The sequence below is a fragment of the Methylosarcina fibrata AML-C10 genome, from assembly GCF_000372865.1.
GTDB classification, from domain to species: Bacteria; Pseudomonadota; Gammaproteobacteria; order Methylococcales; family Methylomonadaceae; genus Methylosarcina; species Methylosarcina fibrata.
The window spans coordinates 315318-335132 of the sequence record NZ_KB889965.1 but is presented as its reverse complement, the minus strand read 5'-3'; the positions used below and the strand labels follow the sequence as shown (position 1 = coordinate 335132).

At 56.2% G+C, this 19815-nt stretch carries 15 protein-coding genes and 1 tRNA gene; 6 read left to right on the top strand and 10 right to left on the bottom strand.

Annotated features, from left to right (window positions below; genetic code table 11):
- Positions 1-5: 5 nt before the first annotated feature.
- Positions 6-3035 carry a tetratricopeptide repeat protein gene (locus tag A3OW_RS0101665; protein WP_020561694.1) on the bottom strand — a complete coding sequence of 1010 codons (3030 nt, stop codon included), beginning with the start codon at positions 3033-3035 and terminating at the stop codon, positions 6-8.
- 320 nt (positions 3036-3355) lie between these two features.
- On the opposite strand from A3OW_RS0101665, the gene A3OW_RS0101660 reads away from it, so the two are divergent.
- The 4 genes from A3OW_RS0101660 to A3OW_RS0101640 all read left to right on the top strand — a co-directional run bounded on the left by A3OW_RS0101660 (position 3356) and on the right by A3OW_RS0101640 (position 7004).
- Positions 3356-4141: a GNAT family N-acetyltransferase gene (locus A3OW_RS0101660; RefSeq protein ID WP_020561693.1), complete on the top strand. Its 786-nt coding sequence runs from the start codon at positions 3356-3358 to the stop codon at positions 4139-4141.
- Positions 4142-4160: 19 nt separating this feature from the next.
- Positions 4161-4973, top strand: coding sequence for a lysophospholipid acyltransferase family protein (locus A3OW_RS0101655; protein WP_020561692.1), 813 nt, complete (start codon positions 4161-4163; stop codon positions 4971-4973).
- Between the two features lie 236 nt (positions 4974-5209).
- Positions 5210-6226 carry a M14 family zinc carboxypeptidase gene (locus tag A3OW_RS0101645; RefSeq protein WP_020561690.1) on the top strand — a complete coding sequence of 339 codons (1017 nt, stop codon included), beginning with the start codon at positions 5210-5212 and terminating at the stop codon, positions 6224-6226.
- The gene (locus A3OW_RS0101640) at positions 6219-7004 is read left to right on the top strand and encodes an alpha/beta fold hydrolase (RefSeq protein ID WP_020561689.1); all 786 of its coding nucleotides are present in this window, start codon (positions 6219-6221) and stop codon (positions 7002-7004) included. Before A3OW_RS0101645 ends, A3OW_RS0101640 begins: the two co-directional genes overlap by 8 nt.
- Before the next feature lie 99 nt (positions 7005-7103).
- Here A3OW_RS0101640 and A3OW_RS0101635 read toward each other — a convergent pair whose 3' ends face one another.
- The 9 genes from A3OW_RS0101635 to A3OW_RS0101595 form a co-directional block, all read right to left on the bottom strand.
- Positions 7104-8300: a thrombospondin type 3 repeat-containing protein gene (locus A3OW_RS0101635; protein ID WP_026223255.1), complete on the bottom strand. Its 1197-nt coding sequence runs from the start codon at positions 8298-8300 to the stop codon at positions 7104-7106.
- 365 nt (positions 8301-8665) lie between these two features.
- Positions 8666-10744, bottom strand: coding sequence for a polyribonucleotide nucleotidyltransferase (pnp, locus tag A3OW_RS0101630; RefSeq protein ID WP_020561688.1), 2079 nt, complete (start codon positions 10742-10744; stop codon positions 8666-8668).
- A 99-nt stretch (positions 10745-10843) separates the two neighbouring features.
- On the bottom strand, positions 10844-11113 hold the full coding sequence (gene rpsO / locus A3OW_RS0101625; RefSeq protein ID WP_020561687.1) for a 30S ribosomal protein S15: 270 nt from the start codon (positions 11111-11113) through the stop codon (positions 10844-10846).
- Positions 11114-11242: 129 nt separating this feature from the next.
- Positions 11243-12145, bottom strand: coding sequence for a tRNA pseudouridine(55) synthase TruB (truB, locus tag A3OW_RS0101620; RefSeq protein WP_020561686.1), 903 nt, complete (start codon positions 12143-12145; stop codon positions 11243-11245).
- Positions 12146-12151: 6 nt separating this feature from the next.
- Positions 12152-12514, bottom strand: coding sequence for a 30S ribosome-binding factor RbfA (gene rbfA, locus A3OW_RS0101615; protein ID WP_020561685.1), 363 nt, complete (start codon positions 12512-12514; stop codon positions 12152-12154).
- A gap of 7 nt (positions 12515-12521) precedes the next feature.
- Positions 12522-15164: a translation initiation factor IF-2 gene (infB, locus tag A3OW_RS0101610; protein ID WP_020561684.1), complete on the bottom strand. Its 2643-nt coding sequence runs from the start codon at positions 15162-15164 to the stop codon at positions 12522-12524.
- On the bottom strand, positions 15161-16693 hold the full coding sequence (gene nusA / locus A3OW_RS0101605) for a transcription termination factor NusA (protein ID WP_020561683.1): 1533 nt from the start codon (positions 16691-16693) through the stop codon (positions 15161-15163). The genes infB and nusA overlap by 4 nt, the downstream gene beginning before the upstream one ends.
- A complete protein-coding gene (gene rimP, locus A3OW_RS0101600) occupies positions 16683-17168 on the bottom strand; it encodes a ribosome maturation factor RimP (RefSeq protein ID WP_020561682.1) in 486 nt (161 codons plus the stop codon). The genes nusA and rimP overlap by 11 nt, the downstream gene beginning before the upstream one ends.
- A gap of 127 nt (positions 17169-17295) precedes the next feature.
- Positions 17296-17372 (bottom strand) — tRNA-Met (locus A3OW_RS0101595).
- Between the two features lie 240 nt (positions 17373-17612).
- Here A3OW_RS0101595 and glpK point away from each other — a divergent pair.
- Both glpK and A3OW_RS0101580 read left to right on the top strand, forming a co-directional pair.
- Positions 17613-19085: a glycerol kinase GlpK gene (gene glpK / locus A3OW_RS0101585; RefSeq protein ID WP_232422309.1), complete on the top strand. Its 1473-nt coding sequence runs from the start codon at positions 17613-17615 to the stop codon at positions 19083-19085.
- A 96-nt stretch (positions 19086-19181) separates the two neighbouring features.
- Positions 19182-19808 (top strand): phosphatase PAP2 family protein, encoded by a 627-nt coding sequence (locus A3OW_RS0101580; RefSeq protein ID WP_020561679.1) that lies wholly within the window; start codon positions 19182-19184, stop codon positions 19806-19808.
- The last annotated feature ends 7 nt before the right edge of the window (positions 19809-19815 follow it).

Below are 19815 nucleotides of genomic sequence, written 5' to 3'. Positions count from 1 at the left end.
ACTCGTCAGGCGCCTCGATCGGCCAATACCTTCAAGCTGAGACCTTGGTTGTGCCAAAGATACAATTGCTCGAACGACCAACGGTATTCACCGTTTTGTTGGAGCCCCGTGGCGACGCTGGTCAGAAACCAGTCGGCGGCATCGTGATAACGGCGCTCCGACTTGGCCCGCCAACCGAGAAAGAACGCGGTTTCACAGACCTCTTTGGCAGCCAAGGTTTGTGCCGTAAGCTCCGGCTCGTCAATCAATTTCAGCAGGTATCGGCCCAGACGGTGATAATCGTCACTGCTTTCCGAACGGTAATGGTCAAGCAACAGGCGGTGCCGGTCGTCGGCCAGGTCGGTTTGCATCAGGGAAGCGGCGGCTCGGTACAACCAGACCGCTTCCGGATAATCGCCTGCTTCCGGGTCTGGAATAAGATCCCACAGCAAATCGTATTCGTGTTGGCCGAAATAGATCATGCTGGCCATGTTGCGAATCCGGGGCGGAATTTGCGGGCTCAACCAGGCCAAAGCCGCGTCCCTCCCTTTGGCCTCTTTCAGATAACGGTAGGATTTGACCAGCATCTCGAGATAACCGGGGCCATTCCAGCGCAACTGCGATTGCAGTTGAAAGGCCGTTGCGCTGTCGCCCCGGTTGGCGATGGCCGCAGCAATTCCCTGTAAAGACCATGGATCGACGCCGGCCCGGATCAGTGCTCCGAATGCCTGTTCGGCTTCCTTGGGCCGGTCGCCGAACTGCCTCGCAAAGCTGTCGCCGACCGTCCAGCGCCAGTCTGCTTCGGAAATGCGATGCGGCCATTGTTTCAACAATCTGGCGGCATCGTCGCTGGCTTTCTGCCGCCACAAGACTTCCAGCAAACCGGTTAACGAGTTCAGACTGGACGGATAGCGTTCGACCGCGTGCAACGCCAGTTGTGTAGCCTTCTCGTCGTCGCCCAGAGCCGACAGAACTTTGACGCCTTGCCGCAAGACCAGCCCGTAATCGCTGCCGATGACATCCTTCAGAGTACTCCAGGCTTCCTGCTTTTTGCCTTGAGCCAGCAGAGCATTCGACAGAGTCACTCGGGCTTTCAGAGAATCGAAGCCGGTGCTGCTTCGGCCGTCGTGTTCGATCCACGGCACGACCCGTTCGACGATCGCCTGGTAATCCTTGCGTTCCTTAAGAAATTCAAGATAGTAGGACAATGTCGTCCAGTCGTCCGGAGCACGTTGGACGAGTTCCCGATACACCTGCTGAACGGTGCTTTCGAGCGCTTCGTCGTCCGCCAGCGACAAGGCTTTGGCCCGAACGTTGGGCGGCAAATCGTCGTCGCGCGCCATCGCCAGCAATTGATCGTCGTTGCCGTTGTAATGCGCCAGCCAGACTTGCACTTGGCTGTTGGTTTTCGGTGCATCGCGAACAATGGACTGGTAAATGCGCTCGGCTTCGTTCAAATCCAGCAGACTTTGACTCAACAAAGAGGCCAGCTCGAAGCGGTGAGAGATTCGGGAGTCGGCGCGAGGCCAGATTTTCCCGGCGGTCGCGGCAATTTCAGGCGCGCCGAAAGACAGGCGTTGCAACGAGGCTGCCAGCGTATGACTCAGGGGCGGCAGACCGAGTGACGGCAGACCGTCCAAATCACCGATCAAATCGGCAACCCTGGCCTCGCCTTGTTCGGCTGCGATCGAACGATGATACCAGACCGAAAATTCGCCGGCGATGCCTTGCTTCGAGTTCCCGAGGACGGCGGCAAATCGGGAGGCGGCTTCGGTCGAACTGTATTGATTCAGCAGAAAATTGCCGTAATGATACAGTCCGGAGAAAAAATAACTCCGGTAATAGGTTTCGAACACGGGCCGGTCCAGAAAGGGGCCGTTCAAATCGCCGCCCAAGTTGCTCAAAACGGAATCGAAATGATGGATCAGAACGCCGTCGAAGCCATCGATGAATCGGCTCAGCACGCTCAGTCCCGCCGCTTCGATCAACGACGATGCGGAACTCTTCGGATCGTTCGCCGCCTGCTGGCCGGAATCCTGCAGCAAGTGATAGAACACCAGGTAATGCAGGGATCGGGCAATGTCGCTGCGCGGATGAAATTCTCCGGAATCCAGAATGGTCGCAAACGCGTGGATGGGCACTGGCTGATCGTCGAAGTTGCGCCGGATAACGTTGATCCAGGCCTTGATTTGTCCGGACTCGGCCAGACGGCGGAGCAGCAGATATTTGTCGACAGAAGCCCGCTCCCTGGATTTCTTTGCCAGCTCGTCGTCTTTTCGAGTCAGATACAAGCGCCACAACGAGTCGTCCGACAAGCGCTCGGCTAACGCCAGACCATGACCGCCATAACCCATCCGAGTAGCGAGCATGCTTTCGGTTTCGGTCAAAGGTTGAGCGTTCGCCGTCTTGGCCAATGCCAGAAAGGCCAGCGCCCTGGCCTGAACGGCGTCGGCGATTTCCATTTCGTCCAGACCGACAAAGGCCCAATGGGTCAGATTTTCAGCGGCCTCGAACAGAATGCCGGCCTCATGATTCCCGGCTTGCCAGCGCTGGTTCAACGTCTTCAGATTATGTCGCAGCCTGGCGGGATCGAAGCCTACGGACGGCATCGCCGGCGGCGTTTCAGACGCCTTGACAGGCATGCCGGTCAACGCTTCGGTCGCGGCTTTCTGCAAAACGGCCAGGCCGGACGCAAAATCGGGCAGTTCCGTGAATTCGAACGCTGGGTTGTTGCCGGCATCGATTCGCCAGCGCCCGTTTTCGAAACGTGGCGGCGGCAGCGATGCAGCCTCAGGGTCGGCAAATCGGCGGATTTCGTCCAGCGCCAACAAAAAGCGCCGGTCCGGCTTGACTCGGTACGGCTCGCGGCGCTGTTCCCTGATTTGCTGTAAACTGAGATTCGCCCATTTCATCGAAGCCGGTGATGCGGTTTCGCTCTCCGGTTGCGCCATTTTGAGATAAAGTTTGAACAGGGGCGGAAATTGTGGCAAATGGGTCCAGACGTACAACCCCGATACGCCCAATAACATCATTAATAGCAAAGTCTTGCGCAACATGATCGGCTACTCCATAAACAATGTCGGCGAATCGGTTCCGCCGCTATCGTCCAAGATTAGCCGACCTCGGTAATTTTGCAAAAATCTAACGCAATTCCTATGCATTCTATTTGGCGATACGTGATGCAAGTCCCCTATCCTTTCGAATCGAACTCAAACCGGAGCACTGCGATTGGACGTTACTGAGGATTATCCAGCCCGAGGCGCCGCCGGTCATCCTATTGTCTCCGGATTGTCATCCAGCGTTAACCGAACCGACACGAAACTGACATCTTGCTTGCCTAAGGTATCCCTATCTCAATTCAACGATAGGGTTACCGATGAAACATACAGAAACGGACACTTCGACACAATCCGTCAAAAAACTTTCGTGCTTTTTAGCCGACTCGGAGGATTTGGTCAAAGAAGCCCAGGCGCTGCGTTACCGGATCTTCGCGAAGGAAATGGGCGCCCGGCTGAAGACCGAATCGGAAGGTCTGGATTATGACGAAATCGACGAGTATTGCGATCATTTGATCGTCTACGACAATATTCATCGTAAAATCGTCGGGTATACGCGCTTGCTCGGACAGGATCAGGCGCGGCGGCTCGGGCGTTTCTATTCGCAGGAAGAATTCGAACTCGACCAGGTTCTGGCCCTGCCCGGCCGATTTCTCGAAATCGGCCGCACCTGTGTCGATCCCGATTACCGCGGCAGCGCCGTACTGACCACGCTCTGGTCCGCGCTCGCTCAATACGCATCGGCAGGCCGGTTCGATTATCTCCTGGGCTGCGCAAGCATCACGCCCGGCCCCAGCGGTTACGCCGTGGACGCGGTCTATCGCCACTTCGACGCCAGGAACATGGCGCCGCCCGGCCTTCAGGTCAAACCGACCGTTCCCGTTCCCGAAGAATTAAGATGCGGCCGCGACGAGTCCGGCATTCCGCCGCTGCTGAAAGCCTATTTGCGCTTCGGCGCGCTGGTCTGCGGAGAACCTTATTGGGACAAGGATTTCAATTGCATGGACGTATTCATTTTATTGCCGCTGGAACAGCTTCAGGAACGCTACAGCAAACATTATCTGAGAGGCGCTCAGACGAAGGAAGCCGTATCCGTTTTTGCTTGAATTGAATGAAAGGAAGTCGATGAAAGCGAAAATTCGTCTGTGCTATAGGCTGTTCTCATTGCTTTTGCTGTTCGGCGCGGGATTGATCATCGCCGCCGGCCTTTTCCCGGCGATCGGCTGCGCCTGTTCCGACATCCGCGCCAGAACCCTGCGTGATGCGATCAAGCGGCGATGGCTGCAATGCTTCGCCGTACTGATTTGCCTCCGGGTCGACCTAAAAGGCAAGCCGTCCGGGCAACGAGCGATGCTGGCCGCGAATCACGTCTCGTGGCTGGACATCATCGTCATCGGCCAGTATTTGCCGGCTTATTTCGTCGCCAAAAGCGATATAGCCGGCTGGCCGGTGATCGGTTTTTTGTCGAGGCAGGCCGGCACCGTCTTTATTCGCCGCGGCGACAAGAAAAATATCGCGGTCACTTCGGATAAAATCGCCTGTCTGCTCGAACAGAACTGCACCGTCATCGCCTTCCCCGAAGGCACGACGACGGCAGGCAACGAGGTGCTGAATTTTCATGCCTCCCTGTTTCAGCCCGCCTTGTCGACGAAGTCCGCCGTGCAGCCGGTCAGCATTCAATATCAGGGCGCGACCAAAGATCTGGCGCCTTTTATCGGCGACGAGACTTTTATCGGTCATTTGCTCAAGATGCTGATGCTGGACAAGATCGAAGCGACGCTCTGTTTTCTACCCTGCATTGCCACCGAAGGAAAAACCCGCCACAGAATCAGTCAGGAAACCAGGGAAAAGATTGCGGCTCATCTGTCCATTGAACCTTCATCCGCCGAACCGGATACAGAGTTTGAACCAATCGCGTTGCCCATGGGCCCGGTTTAGGATAAACGGCCGCGCCTTGGCAACGGTTCCTTCCGTCCGGAAATCCGCGCTTTTTATCGTCCATGTTCTGGGAAAATTCGATGTATCCCGGTTGCGGCCTGCCTCAACCCGATCGACTCATCGACGGGCAGGCGCCTTTCCTTATCCGATCGGATCAAGATCTGATACCATGGACGCATCGCATTCGACGGCAGTTCACGCTGTATGACCCTGAAAAAAGCCAATAAGGACTCATGATGACCGGTTTGAGATTTCCCGAACTCGACCAGTTGGAACGGATCATCGAACAATTGGGCGATCACGCTCGGGTCGAGATCGTCGAGCGCATACCCTACAAAAACGCAGAATTCCCGATCTACTGCATTGCGCTCGGCTCCCGGCAGGACGACGTGCCGGTCCAGGCTTTTTTCGGCGGCGTGCACGGACTCGAAAAAATAGGTTCCGAAGTGATTCTATCCTATTTGCAATCGATCAGCCGGCTGCTGGACTGGGACGAGGAATTTCTGGCCAGGCTTGACCAATCCAGGCTGGTTTTCGTCCCCATCGTCAATCCCGTCGGCGTTTACGCAGGTACCCGCTGCAACGGCAACGGCGTCGATCTGATGCGCAATTCCCCGGTGGAAAGCCGGGACGCCGCCCGCCTCTACGGCGGCCAGCGGCTGAGTTCCCGCCTGCCCTGGTACCGGGGCCATCACGCGCGCATGGAAAAAGAAGCCCTGGCCTTGTGCCGGGTCGTCGAACGGCACCTGTTCAATTCCTCTTTGTCCATAGCGCTCGATCTGCATTCGGGATTCGGCATCCGGGACCGTTTGTGGTTTCCTTATGCCTCGCGTAAAACGCCTTTCGCTTTCCTGGCCGAAACGCTTGCCCTGAAGGAGCTGTTCGACCGGTGCTATCCGTATCACGTTTATAAAATCGAACCGACCAGCGTGGAATATCTGATCAATGGAGACCTGTGGGACTATCTGTTCGATCGGTTTCAGCAAATCAATACGGGAGACCGACTGTTTCTGCCACTAACGCTGGAAATGGGGTCGTGGCTCTGGCTGCGTAAAAGCCCGCTGCATCTTTTCTCCCGACACGGCCTTTTTCATCCGCTGCTGCCGCATCGGCAGCAGCGGATTTTCCGCCGTCATTTCCTGCTATTCGATTTTCTGCACCGCTGTTTATTATTCCCTAGGGCCTGGGCATCGCTGGACCCGCATCAGAAAACCCGCCATGAACAAAAAGCAATGGAATTATGGTATGAATAATCCGTCCGGAAACAACTGGATCCTGCTTCGCGGTCTGACCCGCGAATCGGCGCACTGGGGCGACTTCATCGGCACGCTGCAAGCGGCCTTTCCGGAAGCAACGGTGACGCCGCTGGATCTGCCCGGCACCGGCCGCCATTACCGGTCCGTCAGCCCCAAGACGATCAGAGGTATCGCCGACAAGGTCCGAGCCGAAGCTTTTGAGCAGGGCGCCCTGCAACGGCCGGCAACGATTCTGGCCCTGTCGCTGGGCGCGATGGTGGCCTGGGAATGGATGCGAACTTATCCTGACGATATCGGCGGCGCGGTGCTGATCAATTGCAGTTTTGCCGGAATCAGCCCTTTTTATCGGCGTCTGCGTTGGCAAATCTATGGCAGACTGGCCGCCCTGACGTGGAAACGCGGCGTACTGGAACGGGAATCGGCCCTGCTGCACTTGCTGAGCAATCGGCAAGAGCACTATCCACAGTTGGCCCGCGACTGGGAAAGAATTCAAAAGGAACGCCCGGTCAGCCCCCAGAACACCTGCTGCCAGATCCTGGCGGCCGCCACTTACGATCCGGGAGAACCAAAGCCCGGCCAACCGGTCTTGCTGTTAAACAGCCGGGGCGACCGGCTGGTCGCTCCGAGCTGTTCGGAAGCGATAAGCAACCAATGGCATCTGACGCTTGACACGCATCCGTGGGGGGGGCACGATCTGACGGTCGATGACGGCGAATGGGTGGTTGGCCGGATCAAAAACTGGTTGAACCAACCTGAACCAACGGACGAAAAATAAGTCCGGTCTTCCGGAACCGGCATTGACTTTTTCAAGCCATGCCGGTTTTCCGGTTGGCGTCCGTCCCTGGACCTGTGCAATCCCGACGCTACCAGCGGCTTATTGCACTTTGAATGCGAACTGGCTGGTTGCCGTCTGACCGGCGGAAGTAATCACTTTGATTCCTCGTCCGCCTTGGCGAGCGGTGGAGGCCACATTGACCCCGATCGTCGCACTGGTCGAGCTTTTGACAGTCACCGACTCGATCCGGACGCCTGCCGGAAACGGAACAATCGAAACCGTCATACCCGAGTCGAATCCCTGCCCCGTCAATGCCAGCGTTGTTTGAGTACCCCGTCCGATTTGATTGGGCGAAACCGTCAATGGTGCGGATGAGCCGGATTCACACGCGTCGCCGACGCCGTCGTCGTCCGTATCGGCCTGATCGGGATTGCTGACGGTCGGGCAATTGTCGAGGTTGTCGTTAACCGAATCGCCGTCGCTGTCTTCGCTATTTCCTTCGCCCATTCCAAAAAAGTCGGCCAGTTGCTGCCCCATGAAAAGCTCGCCTTCGCTGTTGGCATGACAGCCGTCATCCAATAACAGGTCCGGCGTCAAGGGGCCAAGCACAGGACCCTGTTCGACTCCGCCTTCCGAAACCAGCTCGGCAGCCAGCTCTTCCATCCGTTGAGGCCCGTTCGCACCGGCAATACGGCAAACGGGGTCCACCGGACTGTTCGGGTCTGAATAGCTCGGCTGCGCGGAAACATAAATCGTAGCCTCGGGAGCCAGCCGTTTAATTTCATCGCGGACGGCTCGGGCATCTTCCAGTAAAGTCCGATCGTTGCCGTCTTGTTTGGACAAGGCGCACAATTGCCACCAGATGACGGTTGTATCGGGCTGATCGATCAAGGCCTCTTGCAACCAGTCCCAATAATGGTTGATTCCACTCAAATTCTCGGCCCAGTAAGTCACGCCGCCGCTGCTGTAATTTTCTTCGGCACTCGGCCACAAGCTGCCGCCGCCCAGTTCCAGATAACCTTCCACGGCATCAACGGTCATCGAGCAGCCGACGTAACCGATTTGTTCGGCATTGACGACGGCCTTGACCTGCCCGGTTCCGGCCAAAAACAAAACGAACAGGAATGGGACGAAAAAAAGCCCGTTTCGACGCGGATCCGCGCCATGTTTTATGGATTTACGAAGACGTTTTTCATTCGAAACATGACCTGGAGATTCGACAAAGGCCTGATGACCCACCAGGGCAGATTGCAAAAGCGAAGGAATGCTCAGAAGTTTTTTGAAGTGAACGTGCATGGTAAGGTAGAGCTCCACTGATAAGTAAAAAAGAAAACTTCATCGGAAAAAACCTTGTTTTGAAATGAGCTGTCCTGGAAAATGCCTTAAATCATGAGTTATTCTTGGGCAAATCATGAAACTCATCGAATGGATATTTTTTATGGGACTGTAAATAGCAAATCGATAAAAACAATGTTCTGTCGCAGACCAGGCCCGGCTACTATAGGTTCTCACTGAAATATGAAAACGTTTTGTTACAAAATCATAATAAAAAGAAATTCTTAATATAAAATTAAAACCTCGTCATTCGACTCTCATTCTTCCTGGCGCAATAAAAAAGGGCCTTGCGGCCCTTTATAGGAACAATATTTTTCCGTTCGCCTTTATTCCTTGTCGGCTTCCTTCATGCTGAGCCGGACCCGACCCTGCCGGTCGATTTCCAGGACTTTGACCCGCACCATGTCGCCTTCGGCCAACTTGTCGCTGACCTTGTCGACGTGTTCGTCGGAAATCTGGGAGATATGAACCAGACCGTCCTTGCCGGGCAAAATGGTGACGAACGCGCCGAAATCCATCAGCCGGACGACTTTTCCTTCGTAGATCTTGCCGACTTCGACTTCGGCGGTAATTTCCTCGATCAGGCGGCGCGCTTCTTCGCCCGCGGCCTTGTCCACCGAGGCAATCTTGACAACGCCGTCGTCGGTCAGATCCACGCTGGCGCCGGTGATTTCGGTGATGCCGCGAATGGTCGCGCCGCCTTTACCGATGACTTCGCGTATTTTGCTCGGATCGATCTTGAAAGTAATGATGCGCGGGGCATAGTCGGACATGTGCTCGCGGGTCGCGGGCAGCGCCTTGTTCATTTCGCCGAGAATATGGATACGGCCTTTTTTGGCCTGTTCCAGCGCGGTTTTCATGATCTCGGCGGTAATGCCGTCGATCTTGATGTCCATTTGCAGCGCGGTAATGCCGTCGGCGGAACCGGCCACTTTGAAATCCATGTCGCCCAGATGGTCTTCGTCGCCCATAATGTCCGACAGGACCGCGCAACGGTCGCCTTCCTTGATCAGGCCCATCGCGATGCCTGCGACCGGCGTCTTGATCGGCACGCCGGCATCCATCAGCGCCAGACTGCTGCCGCAAACCGAAGCCATCGAGCTGGAGCCGTTCGATTCGGTAATTTCGGAAACCACCCGGATGACGTACGGAAATTCTTCCATGTTGGGCAGGACGGCGGCGACGCCGCGTTTCGCCAGACGGCCGTGGCCGATCTCGCGGCGCTTGGGCGAACCGACGAAACCGGTTTCGCCGACGCTGAACGGCGGGAAATTGTAATGCAGCATGAACAGCTCTTTATATTCGCCGGCCAGGGCATCGATCACCTGCGCGTCGCGCTGGGTACCCAGCGTGGTCACGACCAAAGCCTGGGTTTCGCCGCGGGTAAACAAGGCGGAGCCGTGGGTTCTCGGCAAGACGCCGGTGCGGATCGTGATCGGGCGGATCGAGTCCAGGTCGCGGCCGTCGATGCGCTTGCCTTCGTCGAGAATGGCGTTGCGCACAATCTTGTATTCCAGATGCTCGATGATGCCGCGAATGCCGTTTTCCGAATAGTCGCCCATCGCCATCAGCTTTTCGACCGCCGCGTTCCGGATGTTTTTCAACCGTTCCTGGCGAACCAGTTTTTGCGCGATCTGGTAAGCTTCCTTGATGGGTTCTTCCACTTCGTCGGTGATGTGTTTGACCAGTTCGACGTCCGGTTCCGGGGCGGTCCATTCGACGACGCCGGCGCCGGCCGCCGCCGCAAATTCATTGATGGCGTTGATGGCGGTCTGCATTTGCTCGTGACCGAACAGCACGGCGCCCAGCATGTCTTCTTCGCTCAGGCAATCGGCTTCCGATTCCACCATCAGCACGGCTCTCGCGGTGCCGGCAACGACCAACTGCAACCGGGATTCCTTCAAGGCCGACGGCGAAGGATTCAGCAGATACTGACCGTCTTTATAACCGACGCAGGCCGCGCCGATCGGGCCGTTGAAAGGCAGGCCGGCAATGGCCAGCGCCGCGGACGCGCCGAGCAGGGCGGGAATTTCGGTATCCACTTCGGGATTCAGCGAAATGACCGTGGCAATGATCTGAACTTCGTTGGTATAACCCTCAGGAAAGAGAGGGCGGATCGGTCGGTCGATCAAACGCGAAATCAATGTTTCTTGTTCGCTTGGGCGGCCTTCGCGTTTAAAAAAACCACCCGGAATTTTTCCGGCGGCATAGGCTTTTTCCTGATAATTGACAGTCAACGGAAAAAAATCGCCGCCACTGGCTTCTTTTTTTTCAACGACGGTGACCAGTAGGGATGTGCCGTTGACGTCGATGATAACGGCGCCGTTGGCCTGGCGCGCTATTTCGCCTGTTTCCAGCGTAATGAGTTGATCGCCGTACTGAAATTCTTTCCTGATAGGATTCACTATAAGGTTCCTTTGCTTAGAGGTTATATAGAGGTTTCTCGTGTGGGTCGCTGCAAAAATGAAAACGGCACATAAAATGCGCCGTTTTCAAGCAAGCGGTTATTTACGCAAACCAAGCCGGTCGATCAAGGTGCGATAGCGGTTGACGTCCTTATTTTTAAGATAGTCCAGCAACTTGCGGCGTTGATTCACCATCCGCAACAGGCCGCGGCGTGAATGATTGTCTTTTTTGTGCTCTGCAAAGTGCGGCGTCAAATGAGTGATGTGCGCCGTCAATAAAGCGATCTGCACTTCCGGGGAACCGGTATCGGTGGGTGAAAGACGGTACTCTTCAACGATGGCTTTCTTTTGTTCTGCAGTAAATGGCATGGTTAATCCCTATTAAGATTAAAAAATAAAGCCCTTTCATAAAGGGCCGGTAAATTTCCGTTTCCACGATAGGGTGTAGAAACGGAGTTAAAGCAAAAATTCATCGCCTGGGCTGGTTTCTTCTTGCCTTTAATCAGTCATATTGAACAACTTTCTGGGCGCTAGTTTACCATCCAATAGCATTTCTCCCAAGCCTAAAAACGCACTTTCATGATAGAGCCGGACCGTTCCCAGAGCCGCCGGAACATCATGAAGCGACTGGCCGAACCGGATGCCGGCCGCCTGCCGCTCCGACAATCGCAACGCCGGCAGCGACTGCAACGGCGCGTCGACCGGAATCAGTTGCTGGCGCAAATCGATTTCGTTCATCGACATCAACTGCTCGAGAGTTTTTGCGTTTTTTATATCGAAAATGCCCGCTTGCAAACGCCGCAACTCGATGACCGTGCCGCCGCAGCCGAAATAATGACCGATGTCTTCTGCCAGAGACCGGATATAAGTTCCTTTCGAACAGAACACCTCCAGGGTCAGCCGGTCTTCCGAAAAATCGAGCAGCTTCAGTTCGTAAATCCGGATGAGTCTGGCCTTGCGCGCGACCGTCTCTCCGGCCCGCGCCAATTCGTACAGTTTTTTGCCGTTATGCTTGAGCGCCGAATACATCGGAGGAATCTGATCGATTTCACCGGTGAAGCTCTGAAGACAGGCCTGCAACGCCTCCCCGGAAATCCCGGGCACCGGACGGATCGCCAGCACGGCGCCTTCGCTGTCCCCGGTTTCGGTCAGAATGCCCAGCCGGATCACTACGCGGTAACGCTTGTCGTCGTCGAGCATCATTCCCGATACCTTGGTCGCCTCGCCGAAACAAAGCGGCAACAGTCCGGAAGCCATCGGATCGAGGCTGCCGGTGTGTCCTGCCTTATTGGCGTCGAACAAACGCCTGACTTCCTGCAGGGCCTTATTCGAAGACACGCCCAAGCGCTTGTCCAACAGCACGATGCCGTGGACGTTTCGTCCCGACTTGCGTTTCGCCATGCGTTCCTACTGCTCGGAAGGCTTGTCGAGATCGCTCAACAACTCCGCCACCCGCATGCCGGTATCGAAGGAGTTGTCGTAATAAAAACGCAACTCGGAAATGTGGCGCAAGCGCATTCTTTTCGCCAATTCATGCCGGATCACGGGCGCCAGCTCATTAAGCCGTTTCACATTGTCCCGCTTGCCCTGCTCGTCGACGTTCAGGACGGTGACGTACACTTTGGCGACTGCCAGGTCTTTCGACACGTTCACTTCGGTGATCGTGATGAAACCCAACCTGGAGTCTTTGATTTCCCGCTGCAGAATGAAGGAAAGCTCCTTCTGCATCTCGGATGAAACGCGGTCGCTACGGCCGAATTCTTTTCTCATAAAATAATTATAGGACCCTTTTCACTTCGGTACGTTCAAATACTTCAATCTGGTCGCCGACTTTGACGTCGTTGTAGTTCTTCACGCCGATGCCGCATTCCATGCCCATTTTGACTTCGCTGACGTCGTCCTTGAAGCGGCGCAACGATTCCAGTTGTCCTTCGTAAATGACCACGTTGTCGCGCAGAACCCGGATCGGCAGGTTTCTCCTGACGTAGCCTTCCACGACCATGCAGCCGGCGATTGCGCCGAATTTCGGCGAACGGAACACATCCCGGACTTCGGCCAGGCCGACGATCTGTTCCTTGATTTCGGGCGCCAGCATGCCGCTGATCGATTTCTTGACTTCGTCGATAGCGTCGTAAATGACGCTGTAATAATGCAGATCGATGCCTTTTTCCTCGATCAGTTTTCTGGCGGTCGCGTCCGCGCGCACGTTGAAACCGATCAGAATGGCCCCGGAGGCAAGCGCGAGATTGGCGTCGCCTTCGTTGATGCCGCCGACGCCGCCATAGACGACCTTGACCTCCACTTCCTCGCTGGAGAGGTCGGTCAACGAGCTGCGCAAGGCTTCCAGACTGCCCTGAACGTCGGTTTTGATGACCAGATTGAGGCTGGCGATCTCGCCCGCGGACATCCTGGAAAAGACTTCCTCCAGTTTCGACGCGCTCTGGGCTGCATGACGGCTGGATTTTTTGCGCTCCTCCCGGTGTTTCGCCAGATCTCTGGCGATCCGTTCGTTTTGCACGACCAGAAACTCGTCGCCGGCATTGGGCGTGCCCGACAAGCCCAGAATCTCGACCGGCACGCTGGGTCCGGCTTCCTTGAGCGCCTTGCCGTTTTCATTGAACATCGCGCGGACTCGTCCGTATTCCTGTCCGCACAGCACCATCTGACCGTTTTCCAGGGTGCCTTTCTGTACCAGAACGGTGGCCACGGCGCCTCGGCCCTTGTCCAGCCTCGACTCGACGACGATGCCCGATGCCGAACCTTCGACCGGCGCTTTCAATTCCAGAATCTCGGTTTGCACGATCAAGGCTTCGATCAGCTCGTCGATGCCCTCCCCGGTCTTGGCGGAAATTTTCAGAAACTGGACGTCGCCGCCCCACTCTTCCGGAATCACGTTGATGTTGGCCAGTTCCTGCATCACTTTGTCCGGATTGGCGTCGGGTTTGTCGATCTTGTTGATCGCGACGATGATCGGCACATTGGCGGCCCGGGCGTGTTCCACCGCCTCTTTGGTCTGCGGCATGACGCCGTCGTCGGCGGCCACCACGACGATGACCACGTCGGTCAAATCGGCGCCTCGGGCGCGCATCGCGGTAAAGGCGGCGTGGCCCGGCGTATCCAGGAAGGTGACGGAACCGTGATCGGTTTTGACCTGATAGGCGCCGATATGCTGGGTAATGCCTCCGGCTTCGCCGGCAGCCACTCGGGTTTTGCGAATGTAATCCAGCAGCGAGGTTTTACCGTGGTCGACATGCCCCATAATGGTCACGATCGGAGCGCGCGGCAGCTCAGCCCGGTTTTCTTCCATCTGGGCTTCGGCCAGCATTTCCTTTTCCAGGTCGTCATCGCTTTGCATGATGGCTTTATGGCCCATTTCCTCGACGAGAATGGCGGCCGTTTCCTGATCGATCGCCTGATTGATGGTGGCCATGATGCCGAGTTTCATCAAATGCTTGATCACCAGCGCGGCCTTCACGCTCATTTTCTGAGCCAGATCGGACACCAGGATGGATTCGGGTATGGTGACTTCCTTGACGATCGGCGCAACCGGCATCTCGAATTGATGCTTGCCTTCCGACTGCACAGGAGCGCGCTGAGGCTGCTTGGCTTTTTTCTTGGGCCTTCTGGGCATGTCCTTGCCTTCACCGAAGAGACTTTCTTCCTGTTTTTTTCTATGCAGAACTTCCTGCTTGGCAAACGCTTGCTGCCGGACTTTTTCGGCGTTGCGCTTGATGGATTCTTCCAGTCTGCGCTCCTTTTCCGCCTGTTTTTTCTTGACTTCGTCGGATTCCTTGGGCCGGCCCGACTTTTCCGGCTTGTTTTTCTTTTCTTCCTTAATTTTCAGAGTGTCGAATCTCGACTCCGGCTCCTGCTCCTCGATGATCGCGTGCTCGACCGCTCCAGGCGCCGCAGTGGCCGGCTCGGCCGCCGGTTTTTCCGGAACCGCGGCTTCAACCGGAGTCTCCGATTCCGCTACCGGCTCGGGCGCTTTCTCGACCGCTTCGATTTCTTTGGCCGCTTCCACCGCAGGCGTTGCAGGCGGCGGTTGCAGTTCCTTTGGAGAAGGCGCCTGCAATTCCTTGTGTTCCTCGGTCTCGGCGACTTCGCTGCGCTTGACGTAGGTTTTCTTTTTGCGCACCTCGACGCTGATGGTTTTGGTCGTGCTGCCGGGAACGCTGGCCTGCTTGATTTCGATGACCTTCCGGCGTTCCAGGGTGACCCGGCGCGGCGAAGTCTTCATTTCTCCTTCGTCCTTGCCGTGGCGTTTACGCAAATGCGCCAGCAACTGCATTTTTTCGTCGTCGCCGATAATGTCGTCCGGAGTGCGGGCGGAAAGACCGGCTTCCTTCAGTTGCTCCAAGAGCTTGTCCAAAGGAATTTTGACTACTTCCGCCAGTTGTCTGATTGTTTTATCGCTCATTTGCTCCCCCTTTCCCCCGCGCCATTTTGCTCGGCAAACCAAGGCTCGCGCGCCTTCATGATCAATTTTGCCGCTCGTTCTTCGTTCAAACCCGGTATATTCAGCAGATCATCGACCGACTGATCGGCCAGATCATCCATCGTGATGATGCCCCTTCCGGCCAGTTCGTAAGCCAGTTCCCTGTCCATTCCTTCCATTTCCAGCAAGTCCTGTGCCGGTGCCGTCGTTTCAATTTTTTCTTCGGCGGCAATGGCGCTGATCAGCAGAGCGTCTTTCGCCCGGCTTCTCAATTCGTTGACGATGTCTTCGTCAAAGCCTTCGATATCGAGCATTTCGCTGGCGGGAACATAGGCCACTTCTTCAACCGTATTGAAGCCTTCCTCCACCAGAATCATCGCAATGTCCTCGTCGACGTCGAGCTGTTCGATAAACATGCGTTTGATCTTGTTCGCCTCGGCTTCGCTGTTTTCTTCGGCTTTGGAAGCGTCGATCACGTTGAGCTCCCAGCCGGTCAACTGGGTCGCCAGTCTGACGTTTTGCCCGCCACGGCCTATCGCCTGGGACAGGTTTTCGGAGCTTACCGCCAGATCCATGCTGTGCTTGTCTTCATCGACGACGATCGACTGGATTTCCGCCGGCGACATCGCATTGATCACGTATTGCGCTTCGCTTGGGTTCCAGAGAATGATGTCGATGCGCTCGCCGGCCAGCTCGTTGGAAACCGACTGCACTCTCGATCCCCTCATGCCGACGCAGGCGCCCACCGGGTCCAGCCGGGGGTCGTTGCTCTTGACCGCGACCTTGGCCCTGGCGCCGGGATCGCGCGCAGCGCCCATGACCGAGATCATGCCTTCTCCGACTTCGGGCACTTCCAGGCGGAACAGAGCGATCAACAGTTCGGGCGCCGTGCGGCTGACGAACAATTGCGGGCCTCTGGGCTCCGAATGCACGTCTTTGAGATAGCCTCGAATCCGGTCGCCGACACGGACGGACTCCCGAGGAATCATCTCTTCCCTGGGAATCAGGGCCTCGACGTGACCGCCCAGATCAAGATAGACGTTGCCTTTTTCGATCCGTTTGACGAGGCCGGTGATCAGCTCGCCGACCCGGTTTTTATAGGCATCGACGATGAGTTTGCGCTCGGCTTCCCGCACCTTGTGAATGATGACCTGCTTGGCCGTTTGCGCGGCGATGCGCCCGAACTCCACGGACTCGATCTCTTCCTGGATGGTATCGCCCACCTGAACGTCCGGGTTGTCCATCCGGGCGACTTCCAGCAGCACTTGCGACTGGGGAAATTCGACGTCGCCGTTGATTTGATCGTTGGCGGCCACTACGTCCCAAATCCGGTAAGTGACGTAATCGCCGGTTTTTCTGTCAATGACAACACGAGCTTTTATCTGATTGCCGTAACGTTTTATCGTTGCCGTTTCCAGCGCCGATTCGATCGCCTGAAAAACAACTTCCTTCTCGATTTCCTTTTCATTCGAAAAAACATCGACTACTAATAAAATTTCTTTATTTGCCACTGTGCTCTCCTTTTTCAAAACTGTATTCAGGCACCAGCCGTGCTTTGCTTATAACGTCAAACGGAACTTGGTAAATTTGACCGTTTTCCTGAAGAAAAATAACGTCGTCTTCGACCCTGTCGATCAGACCCGTAATTTTTTTTCGGCCGTCGACCGATCTGAAAAGATTGACCACCACTTTACTGCCGACGAATTGTTCAAATTGTTTGAGCTTGAAAAAAGGCCGGTCTGCGCCCGGGGATGAAATTTCCAGTTGATAGTTGCCCGGAATCGGGTCTTCAACGTCCAGCACGCCGCTGAGTTGATGGCTGACTTTCGAGCAGTCGTCCACCAGAATCCCGTTTTCACTATCGATGTAAACTCTCAACAGACCGTGTCTCGGGTGCGGATGATATTCGATGCCGACACATTCATAACCCAAACCTTCCACAATTGGTTCAATCAAATGGACCAAATGTTCAGGAGCCTGCTTCATTGTTTTTCCCCACTTTCAAACGCACAAAAAAAAAGAGCCCGAGGCTCTTCCATTAACTAACGATATATAAACACCCACCCAGAACGGTTCCCGGAAAATAAAAAACCCCAAGATGGGGCTTCCGTATTGGTAGCGGGGGCTGGATTTGAACCAACGACCTTCGGGTTATGAGCCCGACGAGCTACCAAGCTGCTCCACCCCGCGATTGATTTAAGCTATTATACGGAAATCCAGAGAAATAGCAATCGATTTATTTAAAGTCATTGCTGCAACTTGCGGATATTACCGGCAGTTGAAAGAATTCCGGCTCTTCCGGTCCAAAAACCGGACAATGCGAAACGTTGGAACTTACTTGCAAAAAAAAGGTTCCCGATATTTTTAATAAAACCGGATCGGTCCGGCCCATTTCCCCCTATTCTTCGTGACCTGTTTATGAACTACATCATGGCAATCGATCAAGGCACCAGCAGTTCCCGGTGCATTATTTACGACCGTCGGGCCAATCCGGTCGCAATGGCTCAGCAGCCGCTTAAGTCCTGCTATCCGGAACCGGGCTGGGTCGAACAGGATGCCGAAGACATCTGGCGGACGCAAGCCGAAACGATACGGCTGGCCTTGTCGCAACGGCAGCTCCAGGCGTCCGATCTGATCGCCGTCGGCATTACCAATCAGAGGGAAACGGTCGTCGTCTGGGATCGGCTCACCGGCAAGCCCATTCATAACGCGATCGTCTGGCAGGACCGAAGAACGGCCGAAGAGTGCCGCCGTCTGCAGGAAGCCGGACTGGAACCGATGATCCGGGCGAAAACCGGACTGCTGATCGATCCTTATTTTTCGGCGACCAAAATCCGCTGGATTCTGGACCACGTCGAAGGGGCCCGGGAAAAAGCCGGCCGGGGCGAACTGGCTTGCGGCACCGTCGACTCCTGGCTGGTGTGGAATCTGACCGGGGGGGCCCTGCACATCACGGACGTCTCCAATGCGGCCCGCACCCTGCTTTACAATATCGAAAGCCGGCAGTGGGACGAGGAATTGCTGAACCTGTTCGAGATTCCCTCCTCCCTGCTGCCGGAGGTCAAATCGACTGCCGAAATTTACGGAACGACCGCCCATCCCGGCATCGGTTCGGGCATTCCGATTGCGGCCGTCGCCGGGGATCAGCAAGCCGCCTTGTTCGGCCAGATGTGCCTCGACCCCGGCATGGCCAAATGCACCTACGGTACGGGTTCGTTTTTAATGATGAACACCGGGCCGGAAAGACGGGCGTCGAAGCACCGCCTGTTGACGACGATCGCCTGGCAGATCGGCGACGAGGTCGCTTACGCGCTCGAAGGCAGCGTCTTTACCGGCGGTTCGGTGATTCAATGGCTGCGCGACGGTTTGCGGCTGTTCGACCGGACCGCGGATTGCGAGGCGCTGGCCGGCAGCGTTCCCGATAGCGGCGGAGTCGTTTTCGTGCCCGCGCTGAGCGGGCTCGGCGCGCCTCATTGGGATCCCAGGGCCCGCGGCAGCCTCTTCGGCATTACCGGCGGCACGACCGGCGCCCATATCGCCCGGGCGGCGATCGAGAGCATCTGTTTTCAGGTCAACGATCTCCTTAACGCTCTCTCCGAAGACGGCGGACGGCCCGTGCCGCAGCTCAGAATCGACGGCGGCGCGGCAACGAACAACCTGCTGGCGCAATTCCAGGCCGACATTTCGTCGCTCGAAGTCGTCCGCCCCCAGACGCTCGAAAGCACGGCCCTGGGCGCGGCCTGTCTTGCCGGCATCGCGGTCGGACTATGGAATCTGGAAGAACTCAGGAAACAATGGGCCATCGACCGGACTTTTCACGGCGCCATGCCGCCTGAAGAAATCGATCGACGAACACGGCGCTGGCTGAAAGCGGTCGAAAGAGCAAAAAACTGGGCGGATTAAGCCGGCCGGCTCGGCATGAGCAAACCGGGCGAATACATTCGCCCTTATCCGATAATCCGTAATGTTTATCCTGATTGATCGAGATGAGATGGATTCATGGCTGCCTCGGAACTGACGACCGTTTTGCTTTTATCGATTGCCATCGCTGTGCTGCTGATGGCGGCCGGACGCCGCGGCGCTCCGCCGTTCCCGTGGGATATTGCCCTGCTGACCCGGACGGCGGCCTGCCGGAACCGCCGGCTGGACCGCATTTTTCTGGTGGTTACCCACCTGGGCTCCTTCTTTGTTCTGGCGCCGATAGCTGCCGCCCTGCTGTGGCGGCTGAACCATGCCGGCCGATCCGAAGCCGGATTCTTTCTGATGCTAAGCTTTATCGGCGCCAGCGTCATTGCCAATCTGAGCAAACCCTTATTCAAGCGCAAGCGGCCGAATTTATTTCCGATCCTCGGCAAAATGCCGGCGCATTCTTCGTTTCCGAGCGCGCACAGCGCGCAGATCACGGCTTTCGTCGGCTCGCTTTTTTTGATATTCCAGCCGGCAGAAGCGCCGTTTGCAGCCGGATGGCTCGCCGCTTCCGTTCTCGTGGTGGCCATGGTCGCGTTTTCGCGCATCTATCTTCAGGTTCATTACCCTTCCGACGTGATCGCCGGGCTGATGCTGGCGCTGCTGTGGGTCCTGGCTTCCGAGCATCTGCTCGCTCTGTTCGGCGTCAACATCGGGTAAATTCCGC